This is a genomic window from Edaphobacillus lindanitolerans, assembly GCF_900156305.1.
Taxonomy (GTDB): Bacteria; Bacillota; Bacilli; order Bacillales_A; family Planococcaceae; genus Bhargavaea; species Bhargavaea lindanitolerans.
On record NZ_FTPL01000003.1, the window covers coordinates 179,656 to 196,485 of the forward strand.

General features: G+C 57.8%; 22 protein-coding genes and 1 riboswitch. Of the genes, 14 read left to right on the forward strand and 8 right to left on the reverse strand.

What is annotated here, in order from left to right:
- Nucleotides 1-31: 31 nt before the first annotated feature.
- From B0B07_RS10230 to B0B07_RS10255, 6 genes are all read left to right on the forward strand, one after another.
- Entirely contained in the window at nucleotides 32-472 is a 441-nt protein-coding gene (locus B0B07_RS10230) for a TlpA family protein disulfide reductase (RefSeq protein ID WP_076759252.1), read from the forward strand.
- Nucleotides 473-636: 164 nt separating this feature from the next.
- Nucleotides 637-987 (forward strand): DUF2200 domain-containing protein, encoded by a 351-nt coding sequence (locus B0B07_RS10235; RefSeq protein ID WP_076758728.1) that lies wholly within the window; start codon nucleotides 637-639, stop codon nucleotides 985-987.
- Nucleotides 988-1,142: 155 nt separating this feature from the next.
- The gene (locus B0B07_RS10240; RefSeq protein ID WP_076758730.1) at nucleotides 1,143-2,792 is read left to right on the forward strand and encodes an FAD-binding dehydrogenase; all 1,650 of its coding nucleotides are present in this window, start codon (nucleotides 1,143-1,145) and stop codon (nucleotides 2,790-2,792) included.
- Between the two features lie 27 nt (nucleotides 2,793-2,819).
- Complete coding sequence (locus B0B07_RS10245) at nucleotides 2,820-3,389, forward strand: NADPH-dependent FMN reductase (protein ID WP_076758731.1); 570 nt, start codon at nucleotides 2,820-2,822, stop codon at nucleotides 3,387-3,389.
- A 46-nt stretch (nucleotides 3,390-3,435) separates the two neighbouring features.
- Nucleotides 3,436-5,103 carry a ribosomal protection-like ABC-F family protein gene (abc-f, locus tag B0B07_RS10250; protein WP_076758733.1) on the forward strand — a complete coding sequence of 556 codons (1,668 nt, stop codon included), beginning with the start codon at nucleotides 3,436-3,438 and terminating at the stop codon, nucleotides 5,101-5,103.
- 192 nt (nucleotides 5,104-5,295) lie between these two features.
- On the forward strand, nucleotides 5,296-5,742 hold the full coding sequence (locus B0B07_RS10255; protein WP_076758734.1) for a TlpA family protein disulfide reductase: 447 nt from the start codon (nucleotides 5,296-5,298) through the stop codon (nucleotides 5,740-5,742).
- A 296-nt stretch (nucleotides 5,743-6,038) separates the two neighbouring features.
- Here B0B07_RS10255 and B0B07_RS10260 read toward each other — a convergent pair whose 3' ends face one another.
- The 3 genes from B0B07_RS10260 to B0B07_RS10270 all read right to left on the reverse strand — a co-directional run bounded on the left by B0B07_RS10260 (nucleotide 6,039) and on the right by B0B07_RS10270 (nucleotide 7,325).
- Nucleotides 6,039-6,383: a type II toxin-antitoxin system PemK/MazF family toxin gene (locus tag B0B07_RS10260; protein ID WP_076758735.1), complete on the reverse strand. Its 345-nt coding sequence runs from the start codon at nucleotides 6,381-6,383 to the stop codon at nucleotides 6,039-6,041.
- The gene (locus B0B07_RS10265) at nucleotides 6,380-6,613 is read right to left on the reverse strand and encodes an AbrB/MazE/SpoVT family DNA-binding domain-containing protein (RefSeq protein ID WP_234982360.1); all 234 of its coding nucleotides are present in this window, start codon (nucleotides 6,611-6,613) and stop codon (nucleotides 6,380-6,382) included. Before B0B07_RS10265 ends, B0B07_RS10260 begins: the two co-directional genes overlap by 4 nt.
- Before the next feature lie 160 nt (nucleotides 6,614-6,773).
- A complete protein-coding gene (locus B0B07_RS10270) occupies nucleotides 6,774-7,325 on the reverse strand; it encodes a hypothetical protein (RefSeq protein WP_076758738.1) in 552 nt (183 codons plus the stop codon).
- A 102-nt stretch (nucleotides 7,326-7,427) separates the two neighbouring features.
- Between B0B07_RS10270 and B0B07_RS10275 the strand changes: the two genes are divergently transcribed.
- From B0B07_RS10275 to thiW, 6 genes are all read left to right on the forward strand, one after another.
- On the forward strand, nucleotides 7,428-8,012 hold the full coding sequence (locus tag B0B07_RS10275) for a TetR/AcrR family transcriptional regulator (protein ID WP_076758740.1): 585 nt from the start codon (nucleotides 7,428-7,430) through the stop codon (nucleotides 8,010-8,012).
- Between the two features lie 53 nt (nucleotides 8,013-8,065).
- A riboswitch (TPP riboswitch) is annotated at nucleotides 8,066-8,173 on the forward strand.
- Nucleotides 8,174-8,261: 88 nt separating this feature from the next.
- Nucleotides 8,262-8,945 (forward strand): thiaminase II, encoded by a 684-nt coding sequence (tenA, locus tag B0B07_RS10280; RefSeq protein WP_076758741.1) that lies wholly within the window; start codon nucleotides 8,262-8,264, stop codon nucleotides 8,943-8,945.
- Nucleotides 8,942-9,742, forward strand: a complete 801-nt coding sequence (gene thiM, locus B0B07_RS10285) for a hydroxyethylthiazole kinase (protein ID WP_076758743.1) — start codon at nucleotides 8,942-8,944, stop codon at nucleotides 9,740-9,742. Before tenA ends, thiM begins: the two co-directional genes overlap by 4 nt.
- The gene (gene thiD, locus B0B07_RS10290) at nucleotides 9,739-10,575 is read left to right on the forward strand and encodes a bifunctional hydroxymethylpyrimidine kinase/phosphomethylpyrimidine kinase (protein WP_076758744.1); all 837 of its coding nucleotides are present in this window, start codon (nucleotides 9,739-9,741) and stop codon (nucleotides 10,573-10,575) included. Before thiM ends, thiD begins: the two co-directional genes overlap by 4 nt.
- A 22-nt stretch (nucleotides 10,576-10,597) precedes the next feature.
- Nucleotides 10,598-11,230: a thiamine phosphate synthase gene (thiE, locus tag B0B07_RS10295; RefSeq protein ID WP_084186680.1), complete on the forward strand. Its 633-nt coding sequence runs from the start codon at nucleotides 10,598-10,600 to the stop codon at nucleotides 11,228-11,230.
- Entirely contained in the window at nucleotides 11,227-11,721 is a 495-nt protein-coding gene (thiW, locus tag B0B07_RS10300; protein WP_076758747.1) for an energy coupling factor transporter S component ThiW, read from the forward strand. The genes thiE and thiW overlap by 4 nt, the downstream gene beginning before the upstream one ends.
- Nucleotides 11,722-11,861: 140 nt before the next feature.
- On the opposite strand, the gene B0B07_RS10305 is transcribed toward thiW, so the two are convergent.
- The gene (locus B0B07_RS10305; RefSeq protein WP_234982362.1) at nucleotides 11,862-12,050 is read right to left on the reverse strand and encodes a histidine kinase; all 189 of its coding nucleotides are present in this window, start codon (nucleotides 12,048-12,050) and stop codon (nucleotides 11,862-11,864) included.
- A gap of 48 nt (nucleotides 12,051-12,098) precedes the next feature.
- The gene (locus B0B07_RS15155) at nucleotides 12,099-12,416 is read right to left on the reverse strand and encodes a hypothetical protein (RefSeq protein WP_200805803.1); all 318 of its coding nucleotides are present in this window, start codon (nucleotides 12,414-12,416) and stop codon (nucleotides 12,099-12,101) included.
- 152 nt (nucleotides 12,417-12,568) lie between these two features.
- Between B0B07_RS15155 and B0B07_RS10315 the strand changes: the two genes are divergently transcribed.
- The gene (locus tag B0B07_RS10315) at nucleotides 12,569-12,973 is read left to right on the forward strand and encodes a thiol-disulfide oxidoreductase DCC family protein (protein ID WP_076758750.1); all 405 of its coding nucleotides are present in this window, start codon (nucleotides 12,569-12,571) and stop codon (nucleotides 12,971-12,973) included.
- Between the two features lie 72 nt (nucleotides 12,974-13,045).
- Here the strand turns inward: B0B07_RS10315 and B0B07_RS10320 are convergent, their stop codons facing one another.
- Nucleotides 13,046-13,525, reverse strand: coding sequence for a GyrI-like domain-containing protein (locus B0B07_RS10320; RefSeq protein WP_076758752.1), 480 nt, complete (start codon nucleotides 13,523-13,525; stop codon nucleotides 13,046-13,048).
- A gap of 108 nt (nucleotides 13,526-13,633) precedes the next feature.
- Here B0B07_RS10320 and B0B07_RS10325 point away from each other — a divergent pair, with 108 nt between their 5' ends.
- Nucleotides 13,634-14,599 (forward strand): helix-turn-helix transcriptional regulator, encoded by a 966-nt coding sequence (locus tag B0B07_RS10325; protein ID WP_076758753.1) that lies wholly within the window; start codon nucleotides 13,634-13,636, stop codon nucleotides 14,597-14,599.
- 173 nt (nucleotides 14,600-14,772) lie between these two features.
- On the opposite strand, the gene B0B07_RS10330 is transcribed toward B0B07_RS10325, so the two are convergent.
- Nucleotides 14,773-15,972 carry a DUF3238 domain-containing protein gene (locus tag B0B07_RS10330; RefSeq protein ID WP_076758755.1) on the reverse strand — a complete coding sequence of 400 codons (1,200 nt, stop codon included), beginning with the start codon at nucleotides 15,970-15,972 and terminating at the stop codon, nucleotides 14,773-14,775.
- 315 nt (nucleotides 15,973-16,287) lie between these two features.
- The gene (locus tag B0B07_RS10340) at nucleotides 16,288-16,794 is read right to left on the reverse strand and encodes a hypothetical protein (RefSeq protein ID WP_076758758.1); all 507 of its coding nucleotides are present in this window, start codon (nucleotides 16,792-16,794) and stop codon (nucleotides 16,288-16,290) included.
- Between the last annotated feature and the right edge of the window lie 36 nt (nucleotides 16,795-16,830).

A 16,830-nucleotide genomic window follows, 5' to 3' on the forward strand; every position in this document is an offset into this window, starting at 1 on the left:
AGGGAATGGGAAAGCCAGGAGGAGATGCGAGATGAAATTGCATGAACCGATGCCGGAACTCACAGGAGCGACCGGCTGGCTCAACGGTGAAGTGACGCGGGCTGAACTCGTCGGCGAAAAGCCGACGCTCATCCACTTCTGGTCCGCGAGCTGCGATGTGTGCAAGGAGACGATGCCAGAGGTGAACGCCCTGCGTGACAAGCATCAGGGGGAACTGAACATCCTCGCCGTCCACATGCCGCTCACCCCCGCTGACCAGAAGAAAGAAAAAGTAACGGAAGAAGCGGAGAAAGCGGGCATCACCCAGCCGATTTTCATCGACGGTGACCTCAAGCTCACCGACCGCTTTGAGAGCCAGTACGCTCCGGCTTATTATGTCTTCGATGCGGAAGGCCGGCTTCGACATTACCAGGCCGGCCGGACCGCCGTCTCCATGGTGGCAGACCGGGTGGAGCATGTGCTTGGAAAGTGAATGCGGCTTGCCCCCGGCAGATGTGGTGTCATCCGACGGCCTGATTTGATCGCTCGTACAAAAGCAATACAGAAGCAGCCCGGCATCCGTTTTTGAGCCGGGTTTGCTGCCGATCCGTGCTATGCTAAAGGGAAGGAAAGCTGCAGAACACGGGAGGACAGTCTATGACCAAACCTAAGATCTACACGATGAGCTTTGCCCGGGTCTATCCCCTTTATATTGCAAAGGCGGAAAGGAAGGGGCGCACCCGGTCCGAGGTCAACGAGATCATCCGCTGGCTGACGGGTTACACCGATGAAGAGCTGGAAGCGTTGCTTCAGAGAGAGACGGACCTTGAGACGTTCTTCACGCAGGCACCGCATCCGAACCCGTCCCGATCCATGATCAAGGGCGTCGTCTGCGGAGTGCGGGTCGAGGACATCGAAGAACCGGTGATGCAGGAAATCCGCTACCTGGACAAATTGATCGATGAACTGGCCAAAGGAAAAGCCATGGAGAAAATACTGAGAGATTGACCCCGGGAATTGGTCCGCGGGCGCCGGATGGGCGCTTGCGGGTTTTTTGTTATGCATGCCGGCGCTTTCAGAAGCCGTTGCATACCTTTAAGCCCGACAGATTCAGAAAATTCATTTACAATGAGAGGAAACATCAGGGAAAAGGGGGAACGGAAGTGGAATATGATGTCATCATCGTCGGTGCAGGGCTGTCGGGAATCGTGGCGGCTGCGGAACTGGCGGACGCGGGGAAGAAGGTGCTGCTGCTTGACCAGGAGCCCGCATCGAATCTCGGCGGGCAGGCATGGTGGTCGTTCGGCGGACTGTTCCTCGTGGATTCGCCGGAGCAGAGAAGGCTCGGAATCCGGGATTCCCGTGAGCTCGCCTGGCAGGACTGGCTCGGGACGGCGGGATTCGACCGATTGGATGACGAGGACAGCTGGGGGTTTCGTTGGGCGGAACGATACGTCGACTTTGCCGCGAATGAAAAACGGGACTGGCTCCATTCGATCGGCATCCGCTTCTTTCCGGTTGTCGGCTGGGCGGAGCGCGGCGGAAGCCTCGCGGACGGCCACGGCAATTCAGTCCCGCGGTTTCATATCGTATGGGGCACCGGACCGGGCATCGTCATGCCCTTCCGCGACAGGATCCGCCGGGGAATCCAGCAGGGGCTCATCCACTATCTTCCGAGGCACCGGGTGACAGAGATCATCAGCGGAAACGGCGGCGTCACGGGTGTCCGCGGGGAAAGGCTTGCGCCGAGTGACGCAAAGCGGGGGGTGGCGACTTCCCGTGATGTGGAGAGCCTGTTTGAAGTACAGGGCGGCGCAGTGCTCGTCACAAGCGGCGGGATCGGCGGCAACCATGACCTTGTCCGTAAACACTGGCCTGCGCGCCTTGGCAGGCCGCCCGCCCGGATGCTTTCCGGCGTACCTGAATATGTGGATGGCCTGATGCTGGCCGCATCCGAAAAGGCGGGCGGGCGCCTCGTGAACCGGGACCGGATGTGGCATTACACAGAAGGGATCCGAAATTTTGATCCCGTGTGGCCGAACCATGGGATCCGCATTTTGCCGGGCCCCTCCTCGCTCTGGTTCGACGCGGAGGGCCGAAGGTTCGGCGCCCCGAACTTTCCCGGCTTCGACACGCTGGCCACGCTCGGGGCGATCGGGAAGAGCGGATACGACTACTCATGGTTCATCCTCACGCGCAAAATCATCGAAAAGGAATTTGCCCTTTCCGGTTCCGAGCAAAACCCGGACCTCACCGGCAAAAGCATCCGGATGATCCTCTCCCGGGTCTTGCCGGGTGCGCCGGCGCCCGTTCAGTCGTTCCTTGATAAGGGGGAGGACTTCATCACCGCGGATACGCTGCCGGAGCTCGTGGCGGGCATGAACCGCCTGGCGGGTTCGGATTTAATCCGGCTCGAGGAAATGGAACGGCAGATCCGTGCGCGGGACCGTGAAATGGACAACAAGTTTGCGAAAGACCTGCAGGTGACGGCCTTGCGCGGCGCGCGCAACTCGCTCGGGGACAAGCTTATCCGTGTGGCACCTCCGCATAAGATCCTGGATCCGGATGCCGGCCCCCTCATTGCCGTCCGTTTGAATATCGTCAGCCGAAAGACGCTCGGCGGGCTGCAGACAGACCTGGACGGCCGTGTGCTCGGCGAAGACGGCCATCCGGTCCCCGGATTGTACGCGGCGGGCGAAGCGTCCGGTTTCGGCGGCGGCGGCGTCCATGGCTACCGTTCCCTCGAAGGCACCTTCCTCGGAGGCTGCCTGTTCTCGGGCCGGCAGGCGGGCAGGGCACTTGCCAAGAAGTGAAGAAGGAAACAGACAGGAGGAATGACAATGGAACTGCTGGCAATCGTCGGAAGCCTCAGGAAGCGTTCATACAATCTCAGACTTGCCCATACTGTCCGGGAACGGTTTGCAGACCGGTTCACTCTGCAGATCGCAGACATCGGCTCACTTCCGTTCTTCAACGAAGACCTGGAAGAGTCCCCGCCGGAGGCCGTCGAACAATTCCGGGGTCAGATCGCCCGGGCGGACGGCGTGTTCATCATTACACCGGAATATAACTGGTCGGTGCCGGGCGTGCTCAAAAATGCAATCGACTGGGCTTCCCGCGGCAGCCGGCCGCTCATCGGCAAGCCGGTCATGGTGATGGGCGTGTCAAACGGCGTCGTCGGCACGCTCCGTTCCCAGCTGCACATGCGTGAAATCCTCGCTTCTGCCGGCGTGAGGGCAGCGGTGCTCCCGCCGGCGGGAAATGAAGTGCTGATCCGGACCGGGGGAGATAAATTCGACGGCGAAAAGGGACTGCTTGCCGACGAGGACACGCTCGCATTCATCGATCGGAAGGTCGGAAGTTTTCTCGGGTTCATCGAAGATGCGGCGGTTCCCTCCGGTCTTAAATGACGGAGGGTTTATTTATTGCCCTCCTGTTTAAAAGGAGGAGACGACAATGTTATTGGCTGAATTAAATAATCTTAAAGCGTCGTACGGGGAAACGGTCATCTTTGACGGGGTGTCGGCTGACCTTCCGGCAGGGGCGGTCGTCGCGCTGGTCGGCCCGAACGGGGCGGGCAAGTCGACGATGATGGATATGATCGCCGGAGTGCGGGCGCCCGATGAAGGCCGGGTCCGCTGGATCGGCCGCCGGCCGCCGCTCACTTATTTCCGCCAGGAGCAGGAAAGCGGCCCGGCAACGGAAGAGGACGACGGGCAGGTCCTGGAGGAGCTCAGCAGGTGGGGCGTTCAGGATGGAATTGCATACAATACCGCGAGCGGGGGCGAACGGATGAAGCTGCGCCTTGCCGCTGCATTGGCCGAGAACAGCCGGCTCTTCCTGCTGGATGAACCGACGAACCATCTCGACCGCGGTTCGCTCGCCCGGCTGGTCAGCCGGATCCGGAAGTCGGATGCCACGTACCTCATCGTGTCGCATGATCGCCACTTCATCGACCGGGTTGCCGACCGCGTCTGGGAGCTGGATCACGGCAGACTGACGGTTTACGAAGGGAATTACACGGACTACCGGGAGAAGAAGGAAGCGGCCCGGGCCGCCCGTCAAAAACACTGGGAACAGCAGCAACGGAAGATTGCGGTCGTCGAGGAACAAATCGACCAGCTTTCCCGGTGGTCAGACAAAGCTCACCGGGAATCGACGAAAAAAGACGGCACAAAAGAATACTTCCGCATGAAGGCAAAGAAAAAAGACATCCAGATCCGGTCCAAGCGCCGCCGGCTCGAAGCGGAACTGGAAAAGGAGCGAATCGAAAAGCCCGAAGAGGAACGGGCCGTCGAATTCGACATGCACGGGAACCGCAAGAAAGGCCGGCGCGTGTTCGAGTTGAACGATGTCTCGAAGTCATTCAACGGGCGCACGCTGTTTGACGGTGTGCGGTTCACTGTTCTTGCAGGGGAACGGCTCGGCCTTGTCGGACCGAACGGCTCCGGGAAGTCCACGCTGTTCAGGATGCTGCTCGGGGAGGACCCCCACGGAGGGGACATCTGGCGGACGAAGGGAATGACGGTCGGCTGGCTCAGCCAGTCCGTGCTGGACCTGCCCCTGGACCACACGATGGAGGAATATTTCCGGAAAGACACCTTTTCGGAACAGGGGAAACTTCGCACCGATTTGGCAAACCTCGGTTTCACGGCGGAACAGTGGAAGCTGCCGCTTTCGTCACTCAGCATGGGCGAGCGGCTGAAAGTGAAGCTCATGCGGTTCATCCAGGACAGTACCGACGTGCTGCTGCTGGATGAGCCGACCAACCATCTTGATCTGCCGTCGCGCGAAGAGCTTGAGCGCACGCTGGAGTCATTTCCGGGCACCTTGCTGTTCGCTTCGCACGACCGCTACTTCATGGACCGGCTTGCTGACGGTCTCTTGGTGTTCGAAGAGGAAAAAGTGCGGAAAGTGCCGATGGGACTGGAGCAGTGGGAGCGGCGGAATGAAAAAAAGGATGGCCGCGCTTCGGAGAAGGACCGGAAGCTCGAGCGGCTGCGGCTCGAGACGGAAATCCAGGCGGTGCTCGGCAAGCTGACCATGTCACAGCCGGGCAGCCGGGATTATGCCGAATTGGACCGCCGTTTCACGGAGCTCACCGCGCAGTTAAGGAAATTGTAACCGCGGCCCCGTAACATTGATCCTGCGGGCGCCGATGCAAGGGCCTGCGGGGAAATCGATGAATGCTCCGCGTGGCCCATGAACATCGCTCAGCCGGCACCCGGCCGGACCCGACGCGCTGCCCGCAAACTGACCGCAGTGAAAACCGAATCCCGGGGCCGGGGATTGTTCAATCCTAGGAGGAGATCATTGATGAAACTGCGTACACCGATGCCGGAACTTGAAGGGGCAACGACCTGGCTGAACGGGTGGAGGTCAAAAGCGGACCTGGTCGGCGAGAGGCCGACGCTCGTCCACTTCTGGTCCGTCAGCTGCCAACTCTGCAAACAGACCATGGCTGACATCAATGCGCTCCGCGATCGATACAAAGGCAAATTGAATGTCATTGCGGTCCATATGCCCCTGACGGGAAAGGACACCGATCTGGAACAGATCAAGAAGATCGCCGAAGAGCATGATATCTCCCAGCCGATTTTCGTCGACAATGAAATGAAGCTGACCGATGCCTTTAAAAATAAATATGTCCCCGCTTACTATGTCTTCGACAAAGACGGGCAGCTCCGACATTTCCAGGCAGGCGACAGCGGGATGAGGATGCTTGAAAAACGCGTGGGCCGCGTCCTCGGCGTGACGAGGTAATGCATAGGGGACATCAAAAGTAACGGCCGCATCCTGATGAATGGATGCGGCCGGTTTTAATTTGGCGAAACGGGTAAATATATAGAGAGACCGCACGGTATAAAGCAGCTGGACCCGGAAGCGAGGTCCGCTTGGATCGGGTCCCGGGTACCTGCGTCAGGAAACGTCTTCCGGACCGTCCGTGGAAATTATTTCTGGTTTGACGGACACCGTGCCGGGGAATTAACAGGACAACGAAGCATTCTGAGGGCAATAAAAAACAAGCCTCCCCTTGTGGATGGTGGCTTGCCCCCTATTTACACTTCTGGAAGCTCCAGAATTTTATGGATTAGTTTCATGCAGGTTTCAACAATTTCAATTGGAGCCTGGTCGACGGTCTGCCCCTTCCTGGAATGCCAGTCAAGGCTCTTGAACTGATCAGCCAGGATGACGCCTTCGACGTTCAGGCCGGGCGGCAGTTCGACTTCGAACGGATAGCCCTTTTTCTGGTTGGTGATCGGGCAGACTACGGCGAACCCGGTCACTTCGTTGAAATTATCGGGAGACAGCACGATCCCAGGACGGCGACCGGCCTGTTCATGTCCGGCCTGCGGACTGAAATCAAGCGTGACGAGGTCTCCGCATCTTGGCGTGGCACTCAAAACAGCTCGTTGCCGGCGACTGCGAGTTCCAGCTCCTCGTGGCGGTTTTCGGACGTGATCATAGCGAGCAGTTCTTCAAGTGTCGGTTCGGTCTCTACCGGCTTTACAAGCAATGCCTGATTGGATTCGATAGTCAAAGTGACCTCCGTCCCTTCTGTCAGATTGATCTGTTGTGCAAGAGCGGCAGGGATCCGCAGTCCTAAACTGTTGCCCCACTTCTGTATCTTCACAACAATCCCTCCTTGCGGTAAAAACATTGTAACATGGACGATACATGAATGTATAGTCTTTGTATATACATTTTGGCGGAATTTCGGGAGAGAGCCTTTTTCATGTCCAAAAAAGACGGAAAAAGAAAAAATAAGCGTGACAAGAGGACGGGCAGTTCCATTAAACGGAACTGCCCGTCTTCGCTTTCCTCGGCCAGATGAAGTAAGACAGGGAGATGGCGAGGTCGATTCCGGCGATGAGCGTCCACAGCTTCAGGATCTGTTGCAGCGCTTCTGTCCGGGCCGCGTCATCGACGAGGAAGATGATGGCGATCAGATAGCCTCCCCCGATCATCCAGGCCAGCACATGGAGAAGGCTGCCCTTCAGCGAGTCCCGCGCATGCGCGTAACCGTACAGCTTTGCGGGCCGCGGCCCTTCCCTCACAATATAATGACGGAATCGTTCATCCGCCCACCGGATCATCCGCCGGCCGTACGCGAGCGAGACGCCGAGGTAGATGGCGGCGATGCCATGAGCCTGGGTGGCCGTCGCTCCGTTCAATAAGTCGTATGTCGTGGCGATGAGCAGGATCAGGTCAAGAACAGGCGTCATGGCGAGCAGCAGGAACCCGGCCCGCTCTTTTCCGAACAGGTACCTCACGGTCAACCCCGCTGCAATGAACACCCAGAATCCGATTTCAACCCCGATGATCAGCCAGGCGATCAGGCTCATGGCTTGCACTCCTTTTTGGAACTGGTGGTATGGATTCGATATTACACGATGGTTTTATTTAGTACAAGTGTTTTATAAAGAGTCTTTTGCTATAATGGATATATGCCTAAAATCGTGAATCATGAAAAACGCAGAGAACAGATTGCAGAGTCGATGTGGCGGATCATCCTGGAAAAAGGCATGGAAGGAGCGACGGTGAGAGGGGTTGCCGAGGAAGCTGGTCTATCGGTAGGCGCCTTGAGATATTATTTTAAAGACCAGGATGAGTTGTTCGTCTATGCGATGCGGCTTGTCAACGAACGGGTGACCGGGCGCGTGATGGACATCGCCGCCCGGCCTTTGCCGCCGCGCGAAAAAGTGATTGCCGTGTTGCTTGAGATCGTCCCGATGGATGACGAGCGCCGGGCCGAGACGGATGTCTGGTTTTCATTTCTGGCCCATCTCAAGCACCGGAAGGATCTGGACGGAATACCCGAGCATGCGGTATACGAGGCCATCCAAAAGCTGTTCGGCCTCCTGGAAGCCGAAGGGGCGCTCCGTCCCGGACTGGACCGGGAGCTTGAGGCGGAGCGGCTTTATTCCATCATCGACGGATTGGCTCTCCATGCGTTCTTGGAGCCGGAACGGCTGGACCCCTCGATGGTGCGCCGGGTTGTCCGTTCCGCGGTGGAGGCTATCACACTGTAGCCGTTGCTTGCCAAAAATTCCGTCTATGGTATCCTATAGGGGAATTGAATACGAACCGCCACTGGGGGAGCCTGAAGAAAGGCTGAGACGTGCATATGCTGCGCGGACCCTTCGAACCTGATCCGGATCATACCGGCGTAGGGAAGTGGGCCGATCCGCTTTATCCATGTATGCAATCCGGGCCGCTTCCTGACGTTTGATCAGGGAGCGGCTTTTCGTGTTCGCCAAAATGAAAGGGGAGTGCACGATATGAGTTTTTGCAAACGGGTGAGAAGTGAATGTGACGGGATCTGGGAGGCGAGCTTTGACCATCCGTTCATCCAGGCGCTTGCGGATGGGACGCTTGATGAAAAGGTTTTCCGCTTCTATGTGCTGCAGGATGCTTACTATCTGAGCCATTTCGCAAAAGTACAGGCGCTCGGCGCTGTCCAGGCAAAGGATCTGGCAACCACCCAACGGTTTGCCAAGCACGCGGAGGAGACGTGCGTCGCCGAATTGTCGCTCCACGAAGAATTCTTCACCCTGCTCGGAGTGACGCAGGAGGAGCATGCGGCGTTCAAACCGGCGCCGAATGCATATAACTACACGTCCCATATGTACCGGGCAGCGTTCACCGGTGATCTCGCCGACACGCTGGCTGCATTGCTCCCGTGCTACTGGCTGTACTGGGAAATCGGCGAGCGGCTCAAGGATGCAAAACCGGGCCACCCGATCTACGACAAATGGATTGCCGCTTATGGGTCCGAATGGTTCGGCGAACTCGTCCAGGAGCAGATCGGACGCATGGACCGGCTTGCCGAGGGCCTGCCGCAAGAACGGATTGAAGAACTTGCGGAGCATTTCCGGAAAAGCAGCATTTATGAACTGAAATTCTGGGAGATGGCATGGACGCTGGAATCCTGGACAGCCGAGGAACGGGAGGCGGTCCGATGAGCAGTGGCCGGTTCGTGGAAAGGGTTCGTGCGGAGCGGCCGCTTGTCCACTGCATCACGAACATCGTGGTCGCCAACTTTCAGGCGAACGGGCTCCTTGCACTCGGCGCCTCTCCGGTCATGGCCGACTCGCCGGAAGAAGTGGAGGAGATGGCAGGTGCAGCCTCATGCACTGTCCTGAATATCGGGACGCTGCGGCGGGACAGCCTGTTCTCGATGGAGCTTGCCGGCAGGGCCGCAGCCGAAGCGGGCAGTCCGGTCGTCGTTGACCCGGTCGGTGCAGGAGCGACCCGTTTCAGGCGGGAAGCGGTGCAGCGGATCCTCAGGACCGTCCGGGTGGCACTCATCCGGTGCAACGCCGGGGAACTCGCGGCGATTGCCGGAGAAAACTGGCGGGCATCTGGTGTCGACGCGGGGAGCGGGGAGATGGACATTTGTTCCGTCGCGGAGCGCGTGGCCAGGGAACACAGCTGCCTTGTCGCCGTGACTGGCGAGTCGGACATCGTCACCGATGGGAGCGTGACACTGAAGATCGAAGGCGGACACGAACTTCTGTCAAGCTTGACGGGGGCGGGCTGCCTCCTGAGCTCGGTATGCGGCGCGTTCCTCGCCGTGGGGAGCGAGACGCCGCTTGAGGCGGTGGCGGAAGCGCTCAAGTTTTACAAGACGGCCGGGGAACTGGCTGCGGCGGATGCGTCAGGTCCGGGGAGCTTCCAACCTGCGTTTCTGGATCATCTTTACTTGCTGGACGGCGTGGAAACGGCCGGTCGGCAGGTCACGGGGGAGGCGAGGGCATGACCCATGTTGCCATGACGATTGCCGGATCGGATTCCGGCGGAGGTGCGGGGATCCAGGCGGACCTCAAAACGTTCCAGGAACTCGGTGTGTTCGGTACGTCTGCCCTCACGGCGGTCACTGCCCAGAATACGCTCGGCGTACACGGTGTCTGGCCGCTTGACCCGGAAGCCGTCACGGCCCAGATGGATGCGGTGTTCGATGACTTTCGGGTTTCGGCGGTGAAGACCGGCATGCTGTTTTCATCGGACATCATCCGCGCTGTCGCCAGGTCGCTCGAGAAAGCCGGACGGCCCGCGCTCATCGTCGATCCGGTCATGATTGCCAAGGGCGGTGCCCATCTGCTGCAGAGGGAGGCTGCGGAAGCGCTCGTGAAAGAATTGATCCCGCTCGCAGCGGTTGTCACGCCGAATATCCCCGAGGCGGAAGAACTTACGGGGACGGAGATCCATAGCGAAGCGGATATGGAGGATGCGGCGCGGCGTCTCCTCCGGATGGGAGCGCGGGCGGCGATCATCAAGGGCGGCCACCGGACGGACGAGCGCCGGGCATCCGATTTGTATGTCGATGCGGACGGCAACCGGATGATCTTTTCGAGCGAGCGCATCGCAACGAAAGATACACACGGAACAGGCTGCACATTCTCGGCGGCGCTCACTGCCTTTCTTGCGTCAGGCAAGGAACTTCCGGAGGCCGCGGAGGGGGCGAAGCGGTTCATCCTGGCGGCCATCGCTGACGGACTCGGCCTCGGGGCGGGCCACGGTCCGACGAACCACTGGGCATACCACCGGCTCGGTGGCATGTCGGCGAAAGGGGGGATTTCCGTTGAAACCTGAACAGCTGGCGGTTTATTTCATCATGGGAAGCGTCAATGCAGCCGGGCGCAATCCGATTGAAGTGCTTGAATCGGCCCTTCGCGGCGGCGTCACCTGTTTTCAGCTTCGAGAGAAGGGACCGGGCGCTCTGAAGGGAGAAGCACTCCTGGAATTTGCCACTGCCTGCCGTGACCTATGCAGGGAGCATGGAGTCGGGTTCATCGTCAATGACGACGTCGATCTCGCCGTTCATCTCGGGGCGGACGGACTTCACGTCGGTCAGGAAGACGGGGACATCCGGAAAATCCGAAGCCGCATCGGCGGGCAAATGATTCTCGGCGTGTCTGCGCATGACGCGGGAGAAGCCGGCGCAGCCTTGGCGGCCGGTGCAGACTATCTCGGAATGGGGCCGGTCTATGGAACGCGGTCCAAGCCGGATGCCCGTGAGGCATCGGGAACGGGACTCATCAGGGATGCCCATGCGGCCCATCCGGATCTCCCGATTGTCGGCATCGGCGGCATCCGTGCGGACAATGCGGCCCCAGTCATCCGGGCCGGCGCGTCCGGCGTGTCGGTCATCAGTGCGATTTCCCATGCGTCCGACCCGGCACGAGCCGCTCGGGAGCTTCATCAGGCAGTGGAAGAGGCCATCATGGAGAAAGAGCGTACCCGATGAGATGGCAGACGAAAACCCTCATGCTCATGGCGATGTTTACCGCAATCGCAGTCGCGGGTTCCGTGTTCGTTTCGTTTCCGGCCGGCATCGCCAGGGCGTATCCAGTCCAGCATGCGGTGAACGTCGTTACGGCGGTCACGCTCGGTCCGGGACCCGCCGCCGGTGTCGCCTTCCTCACGGCACTCGTCCGGATCCTCACCGGCACCGGCTCACTTCTGGCATTTCCCGGCGGTATGATCGGTGCCCTGCTTGCCGGGCTCCTGTACCGGAGAACTAAACGTGCCTGGACGGCTGCTGGCGGGGAAATGATCGGAACGGGCATCATCGCGTCTCTGATCGCCGCCCCTTATGCGAATATCTTGATGGGTGCATCCGCCGGGGCACTGTTTTTCCTGCCGGCATTTCTCGTCTCCAGCGCGACCGGCGCACTGATCGGCTTTGCCCTCGTGCACAAGCTGGAAGGAGCGACCTCGAAGCTGCTGCCGCACTGAAGAATTCGGGCCTTGGGCAAAGTTTTCTTCAACGGGACCTTCTTCATTGGAACGTTCATGCTCGTTTGTGAAGCATCATCAACCGGCAGCCAAAACCCAAAAACGGATAAACAAAAAACCCCGCCGAAGCGGGGGTACGGCTATTCCTTTGGTTCTTCGGGAAACAGGAACCAGGAGAGGATGCCGCTGAGGAGGGCGGCGCCGATCGCCATGTAGAGGCGGTGAAGTTCAGGGACTTCCTGGAATTCCTTGTTCAAATACCACCAGGCGATGCCGGCGACGATGAGCATGATGGGTATGGCAAATTTAAGTGCGCGTTTCAGTTTCAATGGTGTCATCCTTTAACTCGTAGGTTAAAGTCAGTTTAACACATTTGCTCAGTAGCGACCGCCCGGGAAGCCGCCGGGGCCTCCAAAACCGGGACCGCCGAATCCAGGGCCTCCGAAGCCCGGGTTGGCATAAATATTTCTGCCGGGTACTGTGGTGGATGTCTCGGTGAAGTAGTGACGTGGCACGTTCACGATGTTCTGGCGGTTGACGTTGACGATCGGATGAACGAACGGCACCTCGCACTCTTTGAAGGTATCATGGAAACGGTAAGTCGGCGGGCATACGATCGGGCACCGCTCGCACGAGCCCATTCCGTGATGCATGTGGTGCATATGGTGCATGTGGCTCATATGATGACGCTTCATGGGTTACACCTCCTTTTCCTGTTCCTCCTATTACATGCAGGGAACACCCGGGACAGGTGGACGGCTGTCACGGCTTGAACCGGTTTGTCTGTCCGGAGAGCGGGAATAGTAGGAGAAAGCAAAGCGAACCCGTCTGAAAAGGAGGGAACCCCATGAAAAAAGAACGGATTGTGCTGTTTGACGGAGAGTGCAACTTCTGCGACAAAAGTGTCCAGTTCATCATTAAGCGCGACCCAGTCGGATACTTTAAATATGCTTCATTGCAGAGTGATGTCGGCCGCGAACTCATGCAGAAATACAAGATTCCCGACGATGTCGATTCGATGGTGCTGATCGAAGGGGACCGTGCATATACAAAATCCACGGCCGCTCTTCACATTGCCAAAAAGCTGGACGGACTCTGGCATCTGCTCTTCCTGTTCATCGTCACCCCGAAGGCGATCCGTGACCGCGCATATGATTACGTCGCGGCAAACCGGTTTAAATGGTTCGGGAAGAAACAGGTGGATGCCTGCATGCTGCCGCCGCCGGACATCCGAAAACGATTTCTTGCATGACTCATCCGAAGAAAGGCTGCACGGAGTGAAGGAACTCCGTGCAGCCTTTTTTTATTTTGGACGGTGCCCTTTTTATTTCTTCACAAGCGGAATCCACATTTCACCGAATGTCATGCCGTTCCGCTGTCCCATCTCGACCGTTGCATTGGGTCCCCCGACATAAGCGTACTCTTCCAGTCCACCCAGCACCTGTCCGAAGGCGATGCCGGTGAGCGTGTTGCTCAGCTCCTCGGAAGTTTCTGCTTCGCCTTCGATCACCAGGTACGTTCCCTCCGGGAATTGAATGGCTCGGGTCGCTTCGGGAAGCGTCTCTGCGGTCATGACGCCGGCGTAATGCATCATCTGGTTGTTCACTGCTTCGTTCACTGCAAAGATGTACTCGTTCGCGGCTACGGCTTTGAGTGCATCCAGCCGTCCGTCCTGTTCCACGCTCTTCCAAAAATCCGACTTTTCCTTGCTGATCCCCGCAAAATCCGTGTAGTCACTCTTCAGTTCAGTCCCGATCCCCAAAACAGTGAAACCTTCTTTTTCCTGCAGTGTATAATCTGCCATACGAAAACCTTCCTTCCCAGGGATTAGTCAAACGATTCATGGCGTCGCTTGCTGAATTTATAATATCCTTGAATCGTGTCAAGAAATGATACTGTTTAGGAGGATCTGATGAAAAAGTTTGAACGGCTCAACGTGATCATGCGGTATATCAACAACCGTTCCCGCTTCACCATCGCCGAAATCATGCAGGAATTCAATATTTCCCGGTCGACGGCCATCCGGGACATCCGGGAAATTGAGGCGATGGGGATGCCGCTTGTCGCCGAGGTCGGAAGGAATGGCGGATACGATGTCATGAATAACGCCACCCTCCCCAGTGTCCGCTTCACCGATAATGAAGTGAAGGCCCTGTTTATCGCATTCATGGCCACGAGGAACCGGCAGCTGCCGTATTTAAGGAGCCGTCAGTCTTTGGCCGAAAAGCTGCTGGGCCTCATTTCGGAAAACCAGCAGAACGACATCATTTTTTTAAACAAGATCCTGCTCTTTGAAGGGACCAATCCCCATAATCCCGACCTGCTTGAACTAACTGATCTACCGCATCCAATCTTGGAAAAACTGATCCGTGCCCTTTTGGAGGACCGCTTCCTTCTGATCACGGTGAAGGAGGAGCACGCGGTCCGGTCTCGCCAAATCTGCCTTCTGCATCTATATAACGAGAAAAGCAACTGGCTTCTGGAGGGCTACGATCTTCAGGAAGATAGGAAGCGTATTTTTTCTGTCGACGAGATCATCGACGTCAAAACCGGGCTGCCGGAAAAAAGAATCGGCATGAAAAAAGTCTCCGAGAAGCTCGGCGGACAGAAGCGGAAAATCAATCTTTGCCTGGCGCTGGGCCCGGCGGCCGTAGCCCAGTTTAAGAAGTACCATCCATTCGGGATGTCGATTTCCTTTACGGACCCTTTCCAATCGACGGCGGTTCTGAAGGATTTCATCGATATTCAGGATGCTGAAAAGCTGGATGACCTTATAAATTGGCTTCTCTTCCTCGGGCGGGACCTCAAAATCCAGGAAGCGCCAGATGAAGTGCTGGAACGCATACAGGAAAGGCTGACTTCATACTTCCCAACATAAATCGGGTTTATGAATTTCCGGCCCCGGTGTGAATCAGAATAATGCCCGTTCGTCGGGGCCGGATGGACCGGTAGAAACAGCCTTCAAAGCCAATGGTGGCTTGAAGGCTGCCTGTACAGAATTATTTTATCTCCGGCCCGTATCCTTCTGTGACATCTGAGTGGTTTCTGCCTTCATTCAAAACTGGAGGTGTTCCAGTGCTGGTAGGCGATCACTTCCGACATATGCGCGAGGCCCTTGGATTCGGCCCGGTGAATCGGGAACCAGCCGTCGCCCTTGTCGAGGTACACTTCGTGATGAGGCGCCTGATCGTGGTAGCCTGTCACCTCGAAAGTCCCGTGCCGCCTGAGCACAGCATGCACGTCATAGTCGATCGACGGAGCGGGAGTCAGCGGGTTGCCGACCGAATGTTCAAGGACGAATCCGAATTCCCGGCCGTCGTGCTCCAGCGGCTGGATCGTGAAGTCCTCGATCGAAGCCCGGCCTTCTTCCCGCTCCTTCCCTGAAATTCCGTATGACACCGTCTTCCCGGCCTCTTTTGTGAAGATAAGGGGGCAGCGGGAATCGGCATAGGACAGGGTTACGTCGGCGCGTGTACGGAAACTTTTCCCTTCCGGATCGAACGTCCGGTCATCCCCGTCAAATGTCCGATTGGGCGACATGACGTTCGGGTTTTTGATCTTGTCTTCCGCGAGGAACGTGGTGTAGCGGAATTTCCATTGTGAGACGGGCTCCGGCTCCCGCCACTCCTCGACCGGCATCAGCATCTCGCTCGGCCGTCCGATCATCTTCGTCAGCCAGAATTCTTCCGTCACGTCTTCCTTCGTACTCGATTCGGGATTGAACAGGCCGGCAACCTTGCCGAGCACCGCCTTCGGCATGCTCAGCGGCTCCCCGGATTCCCGGGCGGGCCGCTCCGAGCGGATGGCATAGACGCTCGGTGCATCAGGAACTTCCCGGTCGATGAAATGAGTCTCCTCCGTTTGTCCGAGAAAGATTCCGTCTCGGTACACTTCATATTTCTTCACCTGAGGGATCTTCTCCCATGCAAGCGCGACCTGCGACTTTGCGACGATCGTGGTCAAGACGATCTGCCGGACCGGGTTGGCGGTGTCCTTTTTTGTCTTGAGCGCAGACGTTTGCATACGGATCACATCCGTGACCCGCCCGCGCCCGTCCAGGCACTCAATCGCGTAATGATACATCTTCCCATGCATGACGTCCTCGTCCGTAAAGTCACAGACCGGCCCTTCCTGGACGAGCCGGCCTTCTTTGTACACACGGTACGACTGTCCCGGACTATCCCAGTCAAACACAATCGATCCCTTGCGGTGGACGACGGACCGGATTTCAAAACGGTCAGTTTGTTCCAACTCGCTCACTCCTTGTCTCCCGGTATCACTCTCTCCGAGTATGGGGGCGCATCGTTTCCTCTATACCCTTTTGCGTGGCGTCTATCACCATCCGCTGGTCGGATGGTCGAACAGCCGGGTTTATCAGAAGGATGCCGGAGTCGTTTGGCGTCCGGACATCGTGCCGCGGACTCTTCCGACAGCATGAAGCGTTGGAAGAAGTGGCCGTTCGGCATGAGGCATACATAGGAACCGGCCGGATGTACATAAACTGGCGAAAAGCCTATTCGGATGACTTGCGGACAGGAGCGGAACCGGGCATCCAGATTCAAGAGCTCATCGTTTCAGCGTGACCAATTGCCGGTCGCGAAACCAGAGGGGTACCCGGAGATCCGGATCCTGGAGATTGATTTTGCGGTCAAGCCCTTCATTGCGCGCTTCGTCCTCTTCCCCCGACAAACATGTATACAGTTCAACTTCTTCGCCAGGCAAAAATTCCGACCTCAGGAAACCGAGCAGCTCCTTCGCACACTTTTGAACCGCCTCCGGATCGCCCTCAAATATCCCGTCAATCTGATGGATGAACGGCTTGGTCACAGGCAGCCCGTCCGCTTCGTCCCCGTCAACCGGTGTCACGGTCACAAACACTGCATCCAGCTCCGTATCATAGACGGGCACCATTTCTTCCGCCATCGCCTCCAAGTCCTTCGGATCGAGCAGGTTTCGGATGTCTCCCGGATCATCAGGCAACGGCAGCTCGGAGAACTTCATGTAGCGCACCTTTTCGCCGAGTACCGTCTCCGGCAGCTTCCGGTCCGCTGCCAGGTAATGATAGTACGTCATGGTCCAGCCTCCTTTCCCGGTTATCTTCAACCAAAA

Excerpts from the sequence above, each read along its gene's own strand:
- B0B07_RS10230 (WP_076759252.1), top strand. The coding sequence starts at position 32 with ATGAAATTGCATGAACCGATGCCGGAACTCACAGGAGCGACCGGCTGG.
- B0B07_RS10235 (WP_076758728.1), top strand. The coding sequence starts at position 637 with ATGACCAAACCTAAGATCTACACGATGAGCTTTGCCCGGGTCTATCCC.
- B0B07_RS10245 (WP_076758731.1), top strand. The coding sequence starts at position 2,820 with ATGGAACTGCTGGCAATCGTCGGAAGCCTCAGGAAGCGTTCATACAAT.
- abc-f (WP_076758733.1), top strand. The coding sequence starts at position 3,436 with ATGTTATTGGCTGAATTAAATAATCTTAAAGCGTCGTACGGGGAAACG.
- B0B07_RS10255 (WP_076758734.1), top strand. The coding sequence starts at position 5,296 with ATGAAACTGCGTACACCGATGCCGGAACTTGAAGGGGCAACGACCTGG.
- B0B07_RS10270 (WP_076758738.1), bottom strand. The coding sequence starts at position 7,325 with ATGAGCCTGATCGCCTGGCTGATCATCGGGGTTGAAATCGGATTCTGG.
- B0B07_RS10275 (WP_076758740.1), top strand. The coding sequence starts at position 7,428 with ATGCCTAAAATCGTGAATCATGAAAAACGCAGAGAACAGATTGCAGAG.
- tenA (WP_076758741.1), top strand. The coding sequence starts at position 8,262 with ATGAGTTTTTGCAAACGGGTGAGAAGTGAATGTGACGGGATCTGGGAG.
- thiM (WP_076758743.1), top strand. The coding sequence starts at position 8,942 with ATGAGCAGTGGCCGGTTCGTGGAAAGGGTTCGTGCGGAGCGGCCGCTT.
- thiD (WP_076758744.1), top strand. The coding sequence starts at position 9,739 with ATGACCCATGTTGCCATGACGATTGCCGGATCGGATTCCGGCGGAGGT.
- thiE (WP_084186680.1), top strand. The coding sequence starts at position 10,598 with ATGGGAAGCGTCAATGCAGCCGGGCGCAATCCGATTGAAGTGCTTGAA.
- thiW (WP_076758747.1), top strand. The coding sequence starts at position 11,227 with ATGAGATGGCAGACGAAAACCCTCATGCTCATGGCGATGTTTACCGCA.
- B0B07_RS15155 (WP_200805803.1), bottom strand. The coding sequence starts at position 12,416 with ATGAAGCGTCATCATATGAGCCACATGCACCATATGCACCACATGCAT.
- B0B07_RS10315 (WP_076758750.1), top strand. The coding sequence starts at position 12,569 with ATGAAAAAAGAACGGATTGTGCTGTTTGACGGAGAGTGCAACTTCTGC.
- B0B07_RS10320 (WP_076758752.1), bottom strand. The coding sequence starts at position 13,525 with ATGGCAGATTATACACTGCAGGAAAAAGAAGGTTTCACTGTTTTGGGG.
- B0B07_RS10325 (WP_076758753.1), top strand. The coding sequence starts at position 13,634 with ATGAAAAAGTTTGAACGGCTCAACGTGATCATGCGGTATATCAACAAC.
- B0B07_RS10340 (WP_076758758.1), bottom strand. The coding sequence starts at position 16,794 with ATGACGTACTATCATTACCTGGCAGCGGACCGGAAGCTGCCGGAGACG.